General features: G+C 58.9%; 8 protein-coding genes. 4 read left to right on the top strand and 4 right to left on the bottom strand.

Going from position 1 to position 17,664, the window contains the following annotated elements:
* Positions 1-2: 2 nt before the first annotated feature.
* Both PHAMO_RS04585 and PHAMO_RS04580 read right to left on the bottom strand, forming a co-directional pair.
* Positions 3-836: a glycosyltransferase family A protein gene (locus PHAMO_RS04585; protein ID WP_155801547.1), complete on the bottom strand. Its 834-nt coding sequence runs from the start codon at positions 834-836 to the stop codon at positions 3-5.
* Positions 837-998: 162 nt separating this feature from the next.
* The gene (locus PHAMO_RS04580) at positions 999-2,453 is read right to left on the bottom strand and encodes a DUF2264 domain-containing protein (RefSeq protein WP_235720794.1); all 1,455 of its coding nucleotides are present in this window, start codon (positions 2,451-2,453) and stop codon (positions 999-1,001) included.
* Between the two features lie 424 nt (positions 2,454-2,877).
* Between PHAMO_RS04580 and PHAMO_RS04575 the strand changes: the two genes are divergently transcribed.
* From PHAMO_RS04575 to PHAMO_RS04565, 3 genes are all read left to right on the top strand, one after another.
* A complete protein-coding gene (locus tag PHAMO_RS04575; RefSeq protein WP_002726890.1) occupies positions 2,878-4,602 on the top strand; it encodes a type I secretion system permease/ATPase in 1,725 nt (574 codons plus the stop codon).
* A gap of 67 nt (positions 4,603-4,669) precedes the next feature.
* Complete coding sequence (locus PHAMO_RS04570) at positions 4,670-5,962, top strand: HlyD family type I secretion periplasmic adaptor subunit (protein WP_162136943.1); 1,293 nt, start codon at positions 4,670-4,672, stop codon at positions 5,960-5,962.
* Positions 5,963-6,149: 187 nt separating this feature from the next.
* Positions 6,150-11,678, top strand: a complete 5,529-nt coding sequence (locus PHAMO_RS04565; protein WP_002726886.1) for a calcium-binding protein — start codon at positions 6,150-6,152, stop codon at positions 11,676-11,678.
* Between the two features lie 135 nt (positions 11,679-11,813).
* Here the strand turns inward: PHAMO_RS04565 and adhE are convergent, their stop codons facing one another.
* Positions 11,814-14,474, bottom strand: a complete 2,661-nt coding sequence (gene adhE, locus PHAMO_RS04560; protein ID WP_002726884.1) for a bifunctional acetaldehyde-CoA/alcohol dehydrogenase — start codon at positions 14,472-14,474, stop codon at positions 11,814-11,816.
* A gap of 361 nt (positions 14,475-14,835) precedes the next feature.
* Positions 14,836-16,248 (bottom strand): aminotransferase-like domain-containing protein, encoded by a 1,413-nt coding sequence (locus PHAMO_RS04555; protein WP_235720792.1) that lies wholly within the window; start codon positions 16,246-16,248, stop codon positions 14,836-14,838.
* A gap of 123 nt (positions 16,249-16,371) precedes the next feature.
* On the opposite strand from PHAMO_RS04555, the gene hemA reads away from it, so the two are divergent.
* On the top strand, positions 16,372-17,598 hold the full coding sequence (hemA, locus tag PHAMO_RS04550) for a 5-aminolevulinate synthase (RefSeq protein ID WP_002726880.1): 1,227 nt from the start codon (positions 16,372-16,374) through the stop codon (positions 17,596-17,598).
* Positions 17,599-17,664: the final 66 nt, after the last annotated feature.

Raw genomic sequence — 17,664 nt, 5'->3', positions numbered from 1 at the left:
GGTTATCTCCTGGCGAGTTGGGCGATAATCTGCCGGGTAAGCCGGGTGTAGACGCCGTTGTGGAAGCGGTGGCTGCCGATGAAATGAAGGAAAGCCTTGTCGGTATAGGGCATGTCGGCGTCATAGCAGGCGTAGCGGGAAAGTGGCAGGACCGCCGGATCGGCACTGTTGGCGACCATTATGTTGGAAGCCACCTGTTCTGATCCCCAATCGCTCCAGCGTGCGCCCAAGGCCGCGCTCATCGCGGTCGAAACGGTTTCCAGCCGCTGGTGCGGACTATCGCCCTGGGCGAAACCGGCAAAGCCTGCCGAGCCCCGGATATAGCGCAGCGAGGCGGTTTCGGGCCGGTCGGCGAAGGTCTGTTCCGCCAGAACCTGGATATGATCGCCCCCCAGCCGCTGGGCGGTGGCTTTGGCTTCGGCGGTGCCGACCACGGCTTGGCCGAGGCGGGTTCCCAAGGTGAACGATCGATTGGCGGTCCAGCAGGCGCTGATCTCGGGCAGGGGCGCGATTGTCAGCGTATCGGAATCGAGCTGAATGACATACGACTCGCGGGCCAGATCGAGCACGGTCAGCAGACGCTCCCAGCAGCCTCCGCGCGGGAGGCTTCCTGTATCGACATCGGCGACCAGGCGGAAATCCGGGTTCAGATGGTCCGACAGCACCGCGCGGTCCTGGTCGGTCAGGCTGCCATCGTCGAGTACGACGATGCGCCCCTCCTTTAGGACGGAATAAAACGATTTGACGGCGACGAGGTACATCAGCACATCGGCATGAGACACCATGCTGACGATTCGGAGCGGAGCCTCCTGGATGACGAGAGGCTTGGTCTTCAAGATCGTCTCGCAGGCAGAATTATGTCGCCTGCGTGCGAGGTTGGTTCTGGCCTGATAGAACATGCCCCTCTCCAACCGACTGACTCAAAATATTTCCCCCAGAGTGTCACAGCCTGAGGGATGCGAAAACCCGGCGACTCTGACAGGGGGGGGCGCTCCGGTTCAAGAGGGCGGGGTGCACAAGGGGACGGTCGAGGAATAAAACAGGTTTTCATATTTAAAGGCGTCGTTGTCGGGGCGACGGGGATAATCCCAGATCCATTCCGAGAGGCGTTGATGCAGGCTCTGGTCAATCAGCGGGTGAGCAATGTCCGGTCGGCCGATCTGCTCTAGGACGATGCGTCCGTTGGCATGTTCGCCATGTAACACCCAGCCCGCCGGGGGGATGGTGTGGGTGTAGTCGCTTTGCTCGATCGGCAGTGGCTGAGCCGGTTCGGTCCAGAACGGTGAATCCGGCGGGTAGAGGAACGCGACGATCAGCGATCGCAGCGACCACAGGCAACTGGACGAGCCGGAATAATTGTCCAGCAGGCGCAGATCTTCGTGGCAATAGCCTTGGGTTACGCTGCCCCGCTCCAGCGCGCCGTTGGCTACGAAATACCGCCATGTCGCGTCGAGGGCGCGGCGGGATTGACCGGCGGGTATCAGCGCATGGCGGGCGGCGGCAATCAGCGGTACCGGCGCGGCCAGCCGGTAACATTGGCTGCGCCCCATGATCGGAATGCCGTTTGGTCCGATGACATAACTCCAGTCCGCGATGAAGGGGGCGAAGAAGCGGGCGGCATCAGCGGCAAAGGCGGGATCAATACGGTCGATCCAGTCCAAATCGTAGAAGATGCCCCAGGCAGCGTAATAGTCGATATGGCCGCGTTCGCCATCGACATACCAACCACCCCCCCGGTGAAAGCGCAAGAACTGGTGCCAATGCCACAGGCTTCCTTCGGCGTCATAGGGTTGGCCTAGATCTTTCAGCACCAAAGACACGATGACCGGAAACAGATGCCAGTTATTGTCGGCAACGGTCTTGCCGTTGGTCTGGTTCAGCCAGCCAGCGATCTGGTTGCGCTCATTGTCATTTAGCGTCGGCCATAGCCGGTCGCGCAGGAGCCATAGGGTGCGGGCGACGTCTGCCGCTTCGCAGGTGCGCTGGTCGGCATTGCCGATCGCGCCCCAATAGCCTGGATTGGAGGGGTCTGTACCCGCCAGCAATCCTCGGCGGAGGGTGTCCAGAAGATTGATCGAGCGTCCATCGGCTATGCGAACTTCAGCCGGACGCCCCGATGCGATCCAGGCGGCCAGCATCGGGGCGGTGCGGGTAAAGCCTTCGACCGAATCCATCTCGCGCCCGGCGATACTGGGCGCTCCGGGGTGTCTGACCCGCGCCCCGGTATCGTCCAATCCGGCGATGAAACCAGAGACGAAATAGAGAAATAGATCCTGGTAGCGTGCTGCGTCAGAACTGTCCTCGGCGAGGAAGTGCTGTCGCAGAATTGAATCGTTATCGTTATTACTGAATCGGGCTTCTAGGAGCCAGTAATTGTTCGTACCCCAGCGCGCTGACAGTAAAAGTCCGGTCGCGGCAGTTGCCATCAGGATGCCAATCACTCCCCAGGCCACGATCTTTCCTTTCCGTATCCATTCCGTCTTCATGCCCGCCCCCATGCTCCGCAAGCTGTACAGAGGTTCAACCGGAAAGCGAAAATAAAAAGACATTATGCCTGAAAACTCAGGTGTCTTCTTGAACGATTTCGGTCAAGGGCGAGCAGAATTACTTAAATCGACACGCCAAGGGGACTGGAGGGGCAAGGTGTAAGGCTAACTTTACATGGAGGCAGAAGCGAGTTGTGATGCTTTTTATCAAGCCATTGATGTGTAATATTTATTTTCATTCCTAATGTTTTGGTTCGGGTTTTGCATATCGCCCCTGCGGGGGCGTGGTAACCCCGCATTCGATTCATTCGGTCATCCCTGGGGACTGTCATCGCTCCGGAGTGCATTTGTTTTTTCGATGGTATGAGGAAGGGGTTTTATCGGTAATTTCATGGAAGAAAAGAAATATAAGAAAGTTCAAGAGGCGCTAAAGGCCTGTGCTGATGGATTCTTCATGGTGGGAGCGTTTAGCTTCTTCATCAATATGTTTGCTTTGGCCGTTCCTATATATTCAATGCAGGTTTACAATAAGGTTCTTCCTAGCGGCAGCTTGGAAACGCTTATTGTTCTTACAGTTCTAGTTGTTGTGCTGCTGGCTGCCAGTGCCGGGCTTGAAGTGGTGCGGTCTCGCATTCTGGTGCGGATTTCGCACCGGGTTGACACCCAGCTGTCCGATGTGGTGGTGCGCGCGATCTTTGCGACGGTGGTTACCGCGCCGCGCGAGGGGGCCGTTCAGGGCATGCGCGATTTCGATACCGTTCGCCAGTTCTTTTCCGGGCAGGCGCTGCTGGTTTTCTTTGACTTGCCGTGGTCGCCCCTGTTGATCGGGGTCATCTTCCTGCTTCACCCCTTGCTGGGAGCGCTGGCGCTGTTTGGAGCCGTGATCTTGCTGGGGGCTGCCATTACCAACGAGATGGTGACCAAAAAGCCGCTTGAATCCGCTAATTGCGAAGCGGTTTCCACCATCGGTGCCATCGGTAACGGCGTGCGAAACTCTGAAGTTCTGCATGCGATGGGAATGTTGGGTTCTTTTCGTCGCCGCTGGCAGATCCAGCGCGGCACGATGTTGCGCTACCAGGAAATTGGCAGCGACCGCGCCGCAGCGGTAATCGCGGTGTCGAAGTTTCTGCGAATGGGATTGCAAACGGCGCTGCTGGCCACGGGCGCGGCACTGGCGGTCGATAATGAAATCACCTCGGGCGCGATGATTGCCAGTTCGATCATTGTGGGGCGCGCGCTGGCTCCCTTTGAATCTGCCATGGCGACGTGGAAGCAGATTATTACGGTGCGGAGCGCCTGGTATCGCCTCACCGCTCTGCTCGACGCCTATCGGGACGCTGGACCACGTACCACTCTGCCGCGCCCAAAAGGGCTGCTTGATGTGATGGACCTTGCCGTGGCACCGCCGGGAGTCAGGGTGCCCGTTCTGCGCGGGATCAATTTCAGTGTGCAGCCGGGCCAGGTGTTGGGGATCACCGGGCCAAGTGGAAGCGGTAAATCGTGCTTGGTCCGGACGATCGTTCGCAGTTGGCTGCCGCTCGCCGGCAAGGTTCGGCTGGATCGATCGGATGTCCATCAATGGAACCAGGACGATCTCGGCCCCTATATCGGCTATATCCCCCAGGATGTAGAGTTGTTCGGCGGAATGATCGCCGAGAATATTGCCCGCTTCAGCGGTGGCTCCGACGAGGCGATCATCGCTGCCGCCAAGCTGGCGGGGGTGCATGACATGATCTTGCGCATGCCCCAGGGCTACGACACCCCCATCGGTCCCAACGGTCGCAATCTCTCGGCGGGTCAGCGCCAACGGATCGGATTGGCCCGTGCCCTTTATGGCGATCCGGTGCTGATTGTGTTGGACGAACCCAATTCGAATCTCGATCAGGATGGCGATCGTGCGCTGATCGAGGCCCTGCTCGCGATGAGAGAGCGCGGCTGTGCGGTTCTGATGGTGTCGCATCGCCCCAGTGTCCTTCAGGTCGCCGATTTGCTGCTGGTGCTGCATCCGGGCGGCATGTTCGCTTTTGGTCCTAAGGATGAGGTGCTGAGTCAGATCGCGGCGACTGCCGCGACTGCCGCTACCGCCGTGACAGCCGTTACCCGGTCGGTCGGTTGAGCCGCTCATGAAAGAGGAAAAGGCGGCCATGACCGATCTGGTGCCAGCCCCCGCCAAGGCTCTGGCCGTGCCGGATCGCGCCGCCGATTACAGCCGGAGCATTCTGGCCGGTTGGCTGGTGATCGCCGTGACATTCGGCGGTCTGATTCTGTGGTCTTTTCTGGCACCGCTGACGGCGGCGGTGATGGCGCAGGGTTCGCTTGTGGTCGATAGCAGCCGCAAGGTCATCCAGCATCTCGAAGGCGGCATCGTGAAGGAAATCCTGGTCCACGATGGTCAAATCGTGGGGGAGGGCGAGGCGCTGCTGCGTCTGGATCAGTCGCAGGTGTTGGCGTCGGCCGCGTTGTTGCGCGCCAAACTCGACAGCGCCCTTGCCCAGGAAGCACGATTGATGGCGGAGCGGTCGGGGGAAAACGTCATTTCGTTTCCCGCCGAACTGATCAGTCGGCGCACCGATGTCGAGGTTGCCAGTACTCTTGATACCCAGCGCCGCCTCTTTGAGGCCCGCCGCAGTAGCCGGAATGGCCAGATCCAATTGTTGCGCGCCAGGATTGAGCAGTCGCGTGAACAGATATTAGGGCTGACCACTCTCGAAAAATCGCTGGAATATCAGGCTGTCTTGATGCGCAAGGAATTGAGCGGCCAGCAGATTCTTGAGGAAAAAGGCTATTCCTCGAAAAACAAAATTCTGTCGCTCCAGCGCGATGTGGCGCGCCTTGAAGGAGAGCGAGGTCAGTCTCTGGCCAGTATTGCTTCGATCCGTCAGACCATCAGCGAATCCGATCTTCAGATTCTGCAATTGGATAAGCAGTTCCGGGAAGATGTGGAAAAAGAACTGCGCGATGTGCAGGGCATCCGTTTCGATTCCGAAGAACGTCTGGCTGCCGTGGTTGATCAGATCTCCCGTTTGACTGTGCGGTCTCCGGTGGCTGGCGTGGTGATGGATTTAGCCGTTCATACGGTTGGCGGGGTGGTGGCGCCGGGTGGACATCTTATGGATGTCGTCCCTCGGGATGATCGCCTTCTGGTCGAGGCAACCGTGTCTCCAGATTCCATCGACGGAGTTTATGTGGGCCAGCCATCGCAGGTGCGTTTCTCTGCGTTCAATCGAGGGGCATCACCAACCGTTAAAGGCGAAGTGATCTTTGTTTCCGCCGACCGCATGGTGAACGAACGAACAGACGCTCCGTATTATATCGTTCGTATAGAGATCGATGAAGAAGGCCGTCGGCAACTGGAGCAATTTAGTTTGATTCCAGGTATGCCGTGTGAGGTTGTTATCGACAAAGGTTCAAGAACAATGGCTGAATACTTTATCAAACCTGTTAAGGATACTATATACAGATCAATGAAGTACTAAAATTACGTAAAATTATATGCAAATGACTACAATAGAGGCGGGATTTATGATGCCTGTTTATTTGTTTTGACCTTGCCGTGCTTTTGGTGTAACTTTCGTCATAGGTATATCGCTTAGGTCGTAAACAGGCTGCCGACTTTGGTTGTGGGGCGCTAATGCGATTAGGCGAGGAGCGGAGTTGAACAAAATGGCGACCATTATTGGCTCAAACGTCAACGATATCCTTGCCGTAGGCTCGGGAGACGACACCCTGGATGGCGGCGCTGGAAGCGACACATACATTTTTTCGGGGACGGGCGGTGGATTTGACACCTTCCTCGACTCGGGAACATCCGGCACCGACACCATCCTTGCCGCTACCGATGGCACTCGCATTGGCCTCAAGAGTTTCTCCTCCAGGGCCGGGATCGAGGTGATTTCGGCGGGCGGAAAAGCCAATGTCACCATTGCCGGTGACGGTGGTGCCAATGTGCTGGACTTCTCGACGACGACCCTGAGTGGGATTGCCGCGATTAATGGGGGCGCAGGCAACGACACCATCACCGGCTCGGCTGGCATTGATACCCTGATCGGCGGTAATGGTAACGACCTGCTGAACGGTGGCGGCGGTGGTGACCGCTACCTGGTTAGCGGGACCAACGATGGCTTCGACACCTATCGCGATACCGGCACCAGCGGCACCGACACCATTCTTGCCGGGGCCGACGGTACCCGTATCGGGCTGCAATCGTTCCGCACGACCGATGGTATCGAGCAGATCAGCGCCAATTCGTATGCCAATGTCACCATTGCCGGTGACGGCGGTGCCAACGTGCTGGATTTCTCGGCGACGACGCTGACTGGAATTACCGTCATCGATGGCGGCGCGGGCAACGACACCATCACCGGCTCGGCTGGCATTGATACCCTGATCGGCGGCAATGGTAACGATTTGCTGAACGGCGGCGGCGGCGGTGACAGCTATCTGGTCAACGGGACCAACGATGGCTTCGACACCTATCGCGACACCGGCACCAGTGGCACCGACACCATTCTTGCCGGGTCCGATGGTACCCGTATCGGGCTGCAATCGTTCCGCACGACCGATGGGATCGAGCAGATCAGCGCCAATTCGTATGCCAATGTCACCATTGCCGGTGACGGTGGTGCCAACGTGCTGGATTTCTCGGCGACGACATTGGTCGGTATTGCCGCTATCTCTGGTGGGGCCGGTAATGACACTCTTATCGGCTCGGCCGGAGCCGATACCCTGATTGGCGGCGATGGCAACGACCTTCTCCGTGGCGGTGGCGGCGTCGATACAGCCGTCTATGCTGGGGCGCGCAGTGATTATGCGGTGACTGAGACGACGACGGGGCTTTCTGTGCGAGCCTTGACCGGCTCCGATGGCACCGATTTGCTCGTTTCCGTCGAGCGTCTCAGCTTTGCCGATGGCACCTATGTCTACACGCCGGGCGTAGGGCTGCATCCCCAAGTGACCAAGCCGGAACTAGAGGTCGGGCCGGTGTCCGGTCTTGAGGACGGCGCTATCCTCCTCAACATCACGGCTCAGGCGGCCGATCCCAGCCGGGCGCTGTCGCTGACGCTGACCGGCTTGCCTGCCGGAGCCATTCTGAGTGCTGGCGTACAGAATCCCGATGGAAGCTGGAAGGTTTCTGGTGACCAATTGCCCGGTCTGGCCCTGGTCCCGCCTAAGGATTATTCCGGTTCTTTCACTCTGTCGGCTTTGGCCTCGGATGGCGCAGCCAGTCGGTCGGGAACCTTTACCGTCGATGTCGCGGCGGTGGCCGATTCCGCAATTGTCAGCGCCGCCTCGGTAGCTGGCAAGGAAGATGCCGCCATTGCGCTTAAGCTCGCGGCTCGCTTGGCCGATTCTGACGGTTCGGAAGTGCTGGGAGTGACTCTGTCGGGCCTCCCCGCCGATGCCAGCCTGAACGCCGGTACCCGCAATGCCGATGGTAGTTGGACCTTGCCCCCGGATCATCTCGATGGGCTCACGGTTACTCCGCCTAAAAACTTCTCTGGCACCATGACCCTGACAGTGACGACCACCACCACCGAACTGTCCAACGGATCGGTTGCCAGCAAAGCGGCAACCTTCTCCGTGGCGGTGGCGGCGGTCGCCGATGCTCCGATCCTGACGGTGGCACCGACGTCCGGTGTGCAAGGTAAGCCCATTGCCTTGTCCATTGCCGCCGCCTTGACCGACACCGATGGATCGGAAGCACTATCGACCACGATTTCCGGCTTGCCTCAGGGTTCGGTTCTGAGCGCTGGAACAGTAAATGCCGATAACACTTGGACCGTGTCTCCCAGCCAGCTCAAAGGGCTGACCGTGACGCCACCGGCGACATTCTTCGGGCAATTGCATCTGATCGTCTCGGCGTCGTCCACCGAGCAATCCAACCGTTCAACGGCCAGCATCACGACGGATTTGCTGGTTTCGGTCTTACCCAGTGTGGTCACCACCGGCTCCACCCCGGCGGTTCTGAGCGCGGCTCCAGCAGATGGACGTGAGGATGTTCGCGTTCCTCTCAATCTTTCGGCGCACTTGCCCACGAATGCCACCGGCGTTCTGGGGATTCGGATCGAGGGCCTGCCCGCGGGAGCCAGTCTGAGCGCTGGCACCGCTAATGCAGACGGCAGTTGGACCTTGGCGCCGACGCAGTTAAAGGGGTTGAGCCTGATATCCCCCCATGATTACGCGGGGACGATGGATCTCGTTCTTGCCACGACCACAACGAAAGCCAATGGCGAGCTCTCCACCGCCCGCCTTCGTTTCGAGGTTGATGTCGAGGCAGTTGCCGATGCGCCAGCCATTCGCGTCAGCGATTCGTCCGGTAAGGCGGGGGCACCGATCGGTTTGTTGGTTGGCAGTGCGCTGACCGATACCGATGGTTCGGAAACGCTGTCCGTTACTCTCTCCGGGGTTCCAGATCGGGCCGTTTTAAGCAGCGGAACGCATAATGAGGATGGAACCTGGACCCTGACGTCGGCCCAGTTGAGCAACCTTAAAATGACTCCGCCGTCCGACTTTGTTGGAACCGCGCATTTGACTGTTACCGCGGTTGCGACCGAGTCCTCCAATGGATCAACGGCCACTTCGGTCGGCACCATCACGGTTACGGTGGGTCCTGCGGCGGTCACCACTGCTCCGTCCTCCGGGAATGGATCCCCCACCACAGGCGGTTCCTCTACTCCCAATGTTGTCATCAATCCGCAGGTGATCGAGGCCCACGGAAGCGGTGACGTGGTTGGTTTCCAACTGAAAAACACAACAGATCATACGGCTGCGGCCCATTTCATGAGCTTCGGTCAGCCCTTCGTGGAAGGGAATGTCATGCCCGGCGACGTTCTTTACGCCCGCATCAATGGCGTAGAGATTCCGGTCCAGATGGACGTCAAGGCGACCAATGACGATGGGTCGGTTCGCAATGCCATTCTGACCCTGAAGACCCCGGACATTGCAGCCAACGGCAGCCTCGACATGGTGCTGACCAAAGGCGACGCCCACGCCCAGGCTTCGTCGATCGGCGCGAAGGACATCCTCGCTCACGGCCTCGATCTCAAGGTTACTCTTGATATCCACAATGCTGACGGCACCCTGACGCCGCACACTTTCGATGCCGCCCAAGCGTTGCAGCAGGCGATGACGAGCGGAACCCTGAGTACCTGGATGAGCGGTCCGCAAGCGACCGAATATCGGGTCAATGTCCCGGTGGGCAACGGGCTGACGGTTACCTTTGATATTCGCGGCTATGCCGATGGCACCAACACCACCGATGTGATCGTCGCCAACGATACGACCTACACCAAGGGTGTCGGAGCTTTCGATTACGATTACGCCATTATCCGTAACGGCACCAAGATCGCCAGCGAAAACAATTTCCATCACAACCAGAACGCCACTTGGCATCAAGAGGTATGGAGCAATGGCGCTCCCGATCAATATTTGGTGCGCGATGTCCAATATCTGGTGGAAAGCGGTGCCATTCCGGCCTACGACACCACGGTCGGAGTCAGCAGTTCGGCGATTAGTGCTTCTGCCGCCAAGCTGAATGACAGCAACACCGGGCTCATGGATCCGGGGGCCGTTCAGCAATACATGGGAACGCCAGGCGGGCGGCCCGATATCGGGCCGGAAACCACCTGGGCGGCGCGGGCTCTGCTCAGTCAGGACCCGACGGCGATGAAGGTTCTGTTTGAAAACGCCGATGCGGCCGGTTCGATCCCCTGGCATTTCCGCGACGAGGCAACGGGTGCTCCGGTTCGCATCGACGACCACCCCCTGTTGTGGCTCGATGGGCGCGGCACCGGAAAAGCCTATGGCAGCGATCAGTTGCCCGAAGCGTTCAGTCAGGCCAATACAGGGTGGACGGTCGATGCTTCGCACCGGCCATCGCTGACCTACGTTCCATATCTTCTGACCGGCAGCCATTATTACGCGGACGAACTGGCCTTCCAGGCGAGTTCCACCATTGCCTTCTACGCCCCCGGCAACTGGCGTGACCTCGACGGGAATTTGACCTTCAAGGCCGAGGAGCGGGCGAGTGCCTGGACCTTGCGCGATTTGAGCGACGCAGCCTATGTTCTGCCCGACGATTACGCGTTGAAAGAATATTTTACCTCTCTGACTGGAAGCAACCTTCACAATTTCATCGAGACCTATGTCACTGGCGGAGCCATGGATAAGTTCGGTGAAATCGAGGGCTTCACGACAGACTATAACTTCCATCAGAAGGGGTTGATTTCTCCCTGGCAGCAGGATTATCTGGCCATTACGCTGGGGTACATGGCGCAACGCGGCTATGCTGAGGCCGGGCAGGCTCTGGCCTGGATGGATAACTTCATTTCAGGCCGCTTTACCCATGCCGATGAAGGATTTGATCCGCTTCTGGGATCGCTGACGTCACCCTATCTGACCGTGGTGGATCCTGTCAGCGGCCAGCCTTTGACCACCTGGGCCGAGGTCTATAACGCGACCATGGCCACGATGACCCACACCGTAACGGGGCAGGAAGGCTATCCCGATTGGGCCGGAGGGGCGGCGGCCGTGGCAAAGGCGTCGTTGGCCAGTATCATTTCGGCGACGGGTTCAACCCAGTCGATCGAAGCCTATGGCTACCTGGCGGGCATGACGGCGAAGATGGGCAGCGATTACGTCAATGACCCCACTTGGGCGATTACGCCTAAGCTGTCCGACGGTCAGTATTTGCGCAACGATGATATTCACGTCGTTACCAGCAGCGCCGATACGGTGCTGAAAGGCTCCAACAGCGACCAGTTGCTGCATGGAGGCTCGGGAAATGACAAGATCACGGGCGGCACCGGCATCGACCTTCTGTTCGGCGGGAATGGCAACGATATTCTGGATGGCGTGTCCGGTAACGATTACCTGTTCGGCAATGCGGGCGATGACCGTTTGATCGCCGGGAAGGGAAATGAGTTCCTCAAAGGCGGGACCGGTTCCGACACGTTCGTTTTCACCGAAAACGTCGCCGGACATCATACCGTGGCGGATTTTACCATCGGCCAGGATCACCTTGAGGTCCATCAGACGGCGGGTGGGGTTGCTTCAGTCAGTGCGTTGCTGGCTGGTGCTACCGCAGATACCAATGACAATGCCGTTCTTCACCTTTCTCACGACCTGGAAATTACGTTGCTGGGCGTGCATATCGGGCAGATGTCCACGGCGGATATCCGGTGGATGGGGTGAGGTGACACCCGCTCATCGGGATTGTTGAAAAAGTCTCGTCTTCCTTATTCCATGGTGCTGCCAAAGACGGCAGCACCATGTTTGGGCGAAGCCCTATTGCTTCGCCCCTGAAGTGTGCATCCGGTCGGCTGGGTGTCAGCCTTCCGCCTTCATCTCCTGGCTGGATTCTGCCGCGACTTCGGCCGCGCCCTGGGCGTGGATCTCGACGAAAGGACGGCCGTAATAGCTGTCGAGCAGGATGGCTTTCAGTTCGACCACCAGCGGAAAACGCGGGTTGGCGCCGGTGCACTGATCGTCGAACGCCTCGACCGCCAGGGTGTCGAGTTTGGCCAGGAAGTCGGCTTCGGGCACTCCGGCGGCCTGGATCGACGCCGGGATGTCCAGCACCCGCTTCAGTTCCTCCAGCCAGTCCAGCAGCCGTTCGATCCGCTCTGCGGTATTAACGCCGTCCAGACCCAGGGCGATTGCGATCTCGCCGTAGCGATGGCGCGATTTCGGCCGGTCGTACTGCGAGAACGCGGTCTGCTTGGTCGGATTGTCGTTGGCGTTGTAGCGGATGACATTGGAGATCAGCAGGGCATTCGCCAAGCCGTGCGGCAGATGGAAGGCTGCGCCCAACTTGTGCGCCATCGAATGGCATACGCCGAGGAAGGCGTTGGCAAAGGCGATGCCGGCGATGGTCGCGCCGCTGTGGACCCGTTCCCGCGCGATCGGGTCTTTGGCTCCGTTGGCATAGGCCGACGGCAGGTACTCCTTAAGCAGTTTCAGGGCCTGCAACGCCTGCCCATCGCTGAATTCGCTGGCCATGATCGAAACATAGGCTTCCAGCGCGTGCACCACCGCATCGATGCCGCCGAACGCGGTCAATGACTTGGGCAGACCCATCACAAAATTGGCATCGACAATCGCCATGTTGGGGGTCAGCTCGTAATCGGCGATCGGGTATTTAATGCCGGTGGTGTCGTCGGTGACCACGGCGAACGGCGTTACCTCCGACCCGGTGCCCGAGGTGGTGGGAATGGCGACCAGTTCCGCCTTGATGCCCAGCTTCGGGAACTTATAGATACGCTTGCGGATGTCCATGAAGCGCAGGGCGAGGTCGGCGAAGTTGACCTCGGGATGCTCATACAGCACCCAGATCAGCTTGGCCGCGTCCATCGGCGAGCCGCCGCCCAGCGCCACGATCACGTCGGGCTGGAACGCCTGCGCCATTTCGACGCCCTTGTTGACGATCGACAGAGACGGGTCGGCCTCGACCTGGAAGAAGGTTTCCACCTCCATTCCGTTTTTCTTCAGCAGGGCAATGGTGTCGTCAACGAAGCCGTTGCTGAACAACAGCCGGTCGGTGACGATCAGCGCCCGTTTCTTGCCGGCAAGATCCTTGATCGCCTCGGTGAGGGCGCCGCGCCGGAAATAGATCGATTTGGGCAGCTTATGCCACAGCATGTTCTCAGCTCGCTTGGCGACGGTTTTCTTGTTGATCAGGTGCTTGGGGCCGACATTTTCCGAGATGGAATTGCCGCCCCACGAGCCGCATCCGAGTGTCAGCGACGGTGCGAGGCTGAAATTGTAGAGATCGCCGATTCCGCCGTGCGAGGAGGGGGTGTTGATCAGGATACGGGCGGTCTTCATGTGCTTGCCGAAATCGAGAATCCGCTGCGGCTGAAGATCCTGATCGGTGTACAGCACCGAGGTGTGGCCAATGCCGCCCAGCGCCACCAGTTCCACCGCTGCCGCCACCGCCTGCCGGTAGTCGGCCCGCCGGTACATTGCCAGAGTCGGCGACAGCTTTTCATGGGCGAAGGGTTCGGAGGCAACGGTATCGTTGACCTCGCCGATCAGAATTTTGGTGTCGAGCGGCACGGTGATCCCGGCCAATTCGGCGATGCGGGTGGCCGGTTGTCCGACGATGTTGACATTAACATTGCCGTCCACCAGCAACACCTTGCGCACCGCCTCCAGTTCCAGGGCATTGAGGATGTAGCCGCCGTGGGTGGCGAAACGCTGGCGCACCGCTTCGTACACTGCATCGACGACGATGACCGATTGCTCCGAGGCGCAGACCACGCCGTTATCGAAGGTCTTTGACATCAGGATCGAGGCGACCGCCCGCTTGATATCGGCGGTTTCGTCGATCACCACCGGCGTGTTGCCCGCGCCGACGCCGATCGCGGGCTTGCCCGAGGAATAGGCTGCTCGCACCATGCCGGGGCCGCCGGTGGCCAGGATCAGATTGACATCGGGGTGGTGCATCAGGCCGTTGGAGAGTTCCAGCGACGGTGTGTCGATCCAGCCGATGATATCGGGCGGGGCACCGGCGGCAACGGCGGCGTCCAGCACCAGCTTGGCGGCGGCGCAGGTCGATCGCGCCGCGCGCGGATGCGGGCTGAAGATGATGCCGTTGCGGGTCTTAAGGCAAATCAGTGCCTTGAAGATCGCGGTGGAGGTGGGATTGGTGGTCGGGACGATGCCGCAGATCAGCCCCACCGGCTCGGCGATGGTGATGGTGCCTGCGTCGTCGTTCATCTCGACAATGCCACAGGTCTTATCGTCCTTGTAGGCGTTGTAGATATATTCCGAGGCGAAGTGGTTCTTGATCACCTTATCTTCAACGACGCCCATCTTGGTTTCTTCGGCGGCCATGCGCGCCAGAGAGATACGGGCATCGGCGGCAGCCAGGGCGGCGCTGCGGAAAATAAGGTCCACCTGTTCTTGCGAATAGGTGGCGAAGGTCAATTGGGCGGCTTTGACGCGCGCAACCAATTGATCGAGGCCGGACAGAGCAGAAAAATTCACCGTCAACCCCCATTGAGATTGTTACAAAGATGGAATGTGAAACCGGGGGTTACCCCAGTGTTATGATGCCATCATCTTATTGTTCACAGAAGGAGGTCTGGGTCCAGTTCTGATTTTGTTGAATGGATTATTATCAAAATTGTAATTCCTTCCGCAGGGTGTCGCGGCTCTTTTTTCGTGATTATGCATTATATCTGAAATATAGATCCATTCCGTTAGGTGGGGGTAATGCTACCCTTTATGGTTGGATATCATCGGTGGGCGGATTGACGTTATGTCTTGAGTCAAAGCAGCCCGTATCGGAGGTCTTGCCCCTCTTTTTGTCGTCGTTTTAGTTGTTCAATCTTTAATTGATTTCAGTTTAAATGACCATCGATGACAGTGAGGGCAATGTCGTCAGAAGATCCCTGACCGACAAAAGGCTCTGTGTCAGATCGGCCCTGGTCGTTGCCGCGCCCAGGCCCAGGCGAACGCATTCCGGCGGGGTCTGAACGGCGAAGGGATCGCTTGGCACCGTGCCGATTCCGCTTCCCCGCAGACGGTCCACGAACTCCCCGCGACTCCACGGAGCCTCGAGTCTCAGCCACAGGTGAAAGCCCTCGGGATCGCTGCTGAAACAGCCGGGCGGCAGGGTTTCGCGGGCAATCTGTTGTCTGGCCGCCGTTTCCTGGCGGATGGCCTCAAGGATTCTCACGGCCGTGCCGTTTTCTATCCACTCCCGCGCTAGGGCCGCCGTAATCGGGGATGTCATCGATGTCAGCGCCCGGATAGCCCCCACGAGACGGGGAACCTGCCTCGAATCCGGCGGAACGACGTAAGCGACCCGCAACGCTGGCGAAAGCGCCTTGGACAGGCTGGCGACATGATAGACCATATCCGGCGCCAAGGCGGCAAGGGGAGGGATTGGAGTGTATGGAAGCGCCCCGTAAGCATCGTCTTCGATGATGGGGACCGCGTAGGTTCTGGCAATCGCCAGAACGTCCTCTCGCCGCGATAACGACATGGTGGCGGTCGTCGGATTGTGAAGCGTCGGCGTGCAATACAGAGCCTTGGGGGCAGCGGACTTGCATAGAGCCTCGAACGAGTCGGGGCGCATGCCTTCTGCATCCATTTCAACGGGTAAAAGCCGCATCTTCATGTGGCTTGCCAAGGATCTGAACCCCGGATAGGTCAGGGCTTCGGTGCAGACGGCATCGCCCTGATTGAGCAGCATCCCGGCAATGGCCAGGAATGCCCCTTGGGCCCCCGGACAGACCAGAACCCGATCCGCCGTTAAGCCGGGAATGCGCGCCGATAGGTAGTGCGCACCGGCCATCCGATCGGCATGGGTTCCTCCCGGTTCCTGATAGCGCATCAACAAAGAAAGACCGCCATCGCCGTCAATCCGCGCAAGGCTTTGCCGCATCGTCTTGGTGAGGTCTGGATCGTCGAAGCGGGGCGGCAGATTCATGCTCATGTCAACCACCCCGCCACGCCGGGCCTCGTCAGGGAGGGGACGGGCGCGCGTCGGCATTGTATGGCTCATCTCGACCCGAATGTAGGTGCCCAGGCCAACCTTTCCTTCGACCAGCCCGCGCTTGCGCGCCTCGGCATAGGCTCTGGTCACGGTGGTAAAATCGATCCCTAAGTCTTTGGCCAAGCTTCGCTGAGGCGGTAGCCGGAAGCCATTGCCGAGCTTTCCTGATCGGATGCCCGCTTCAAGCGCGTCGGCGATCGCCAGATAGAGAGGGCCGTGGTCCATATCGATATCGGAGATCCAGGAATCCGCCGTCACGTCGTCACCCATTGCGAATGTTTTGTATGCCATATATATGTAAATTATTGCTGCAGCAATGGCTCGCCGTGCCGCGCCAGAAGCATACAGCATTCATGCTGACAGGCAAAATGGATCAAGAGCATGGATTATAAGGCATTTTTTGAGTCGCTCATCGGGACCATGAAGACCGATGGACGCTACCGGACCTTCATCGAGATCGAGCGTCAGGCGGGAAAGTTTCCGCGTGCGCTTTGGCATCACCCCGATGGAACGCCCCGTCAGGTCGTTGTCTGGTGCAGCAACGACTATCTTGGAATGGGGCAAAACGATCAGGTTCTGTCGGCGATGCATCAGAGCATCGACCGGTTCGGTGCGGGCACCGGCGGCACCCGGAATATTTCCGGCACCAATCGCCAGCATGTCCTGCTCGAACGCGAACTTGCTGATCTGCATGGCAAAGAGGCCGGTCTGCTGTTCAATTCGGGCTGGATTTCCAATCTGGCCGCATTGGGCGTGCTTGGGCGGGTTCTGCCGGATTGCGTCATTTTCTCGGATGCCCTCAATCACAATTCGATGATCGAGGGGATCCGGTGGTCTGGTGCCGAAAAGCATATCTTCCGCCACAATGATGCGGCGCACCTGGACGAACTGATGGCCTCTGTTGCGCCGGATCGTCCTAAGATTGTCGCTTTCGAGAGCGTCTACAGTATGGATGGCGATATCGCCCCGATTTCCGACATCTGTGACGTTGCCGAAAAATATGGAGCGATAACCTATCTCGACGAGGTTCATGCCGTGGGATTGTATGGATCCACCGGCGGCGGAGTCTCGGAACGGGACGGCGTTTCCGATCGCCTGACCTTGATTGAAGGGACGCTTGCCAAATCGTTCGGTGTGATGGGGGGGTATGTAACTGGCCCCGACGTTCTGATCGATGCGATTAGAAGCCTTGCCCCCAGCTTTATCTTTTCCTCGTCGCTCTGCCCGCATGTTGCGGCGGGAGCCCAGGCGTCGATTCAGTATGTCAGGACTCATCCCGATCTGCGCCAGCGGCATCAGGAGGCGGTCCGGAATCTGAAGGCGTTGCTGAAAGAAGCGGACATGCCGATTCTGGAAAGCCCCAGCCACATCCTGCCCCTCATTATCGGCGATGCCCATATGTGCCGGCAGTCCAGCGATATGCTGTTGGAACGGCACGGGATTTATGTTCAACCGATCAACTATCCCACCGTGTCGCGCGGTCAGGAGCGTCTGCGTATAACGGCGACGCCATTCCATACGCCAGACCTCGCCGAGCAGCTTGTCGCTGCGCTCAAGGATGTGCGGGATCGCCTGGGATGGGGCAGCAAAAACAAGACGGTGGCATAACCGGGGCGTAAGGCATAATCCCGAGCCGCGATTTGACTGTGTTCATCCGCGTTCCGAAAGGGAGGC

This window comes from Magnetospirillum molischianum DSM 120 (genome assembly GCF_000294655.1).
GTDB lineage: Bacteria > Pseudomonadota > Alphaproteobacteria > Rhodospirillales > Magnetospirillaceae > Phaeospirillum > Phaeospirillum molischianum.
This window is presented reverse-complemented; position numbering and strand designations above follow the sequence as displayed.

What these genes read in the sequence shown, in the direction of transcription:
- PHAMO_RS04575 (WP_002726890.1), top strand. Translation starts at nt 2,878, where the DNA reads ATGGAAGAAAAGAAATATAAGAAAGTTCAAGAGGCGCTAAAGGCCTGT.
- PHAMO_RS04565 (WP_002726886.1), top strand. Translation starts at nt 6,150, where the DNA reads ATGGCGACCATTATTGGCTCAAACGTCAACGATATCCTTGCCGTAGGC.
- hemA (WP_002726880.1), top strand. Translation starts at nt 16,372, where the DNA reads ATGGATTATAAGGCATTTTTTGAGTCGCTCATCGGGACCATGAAGACC.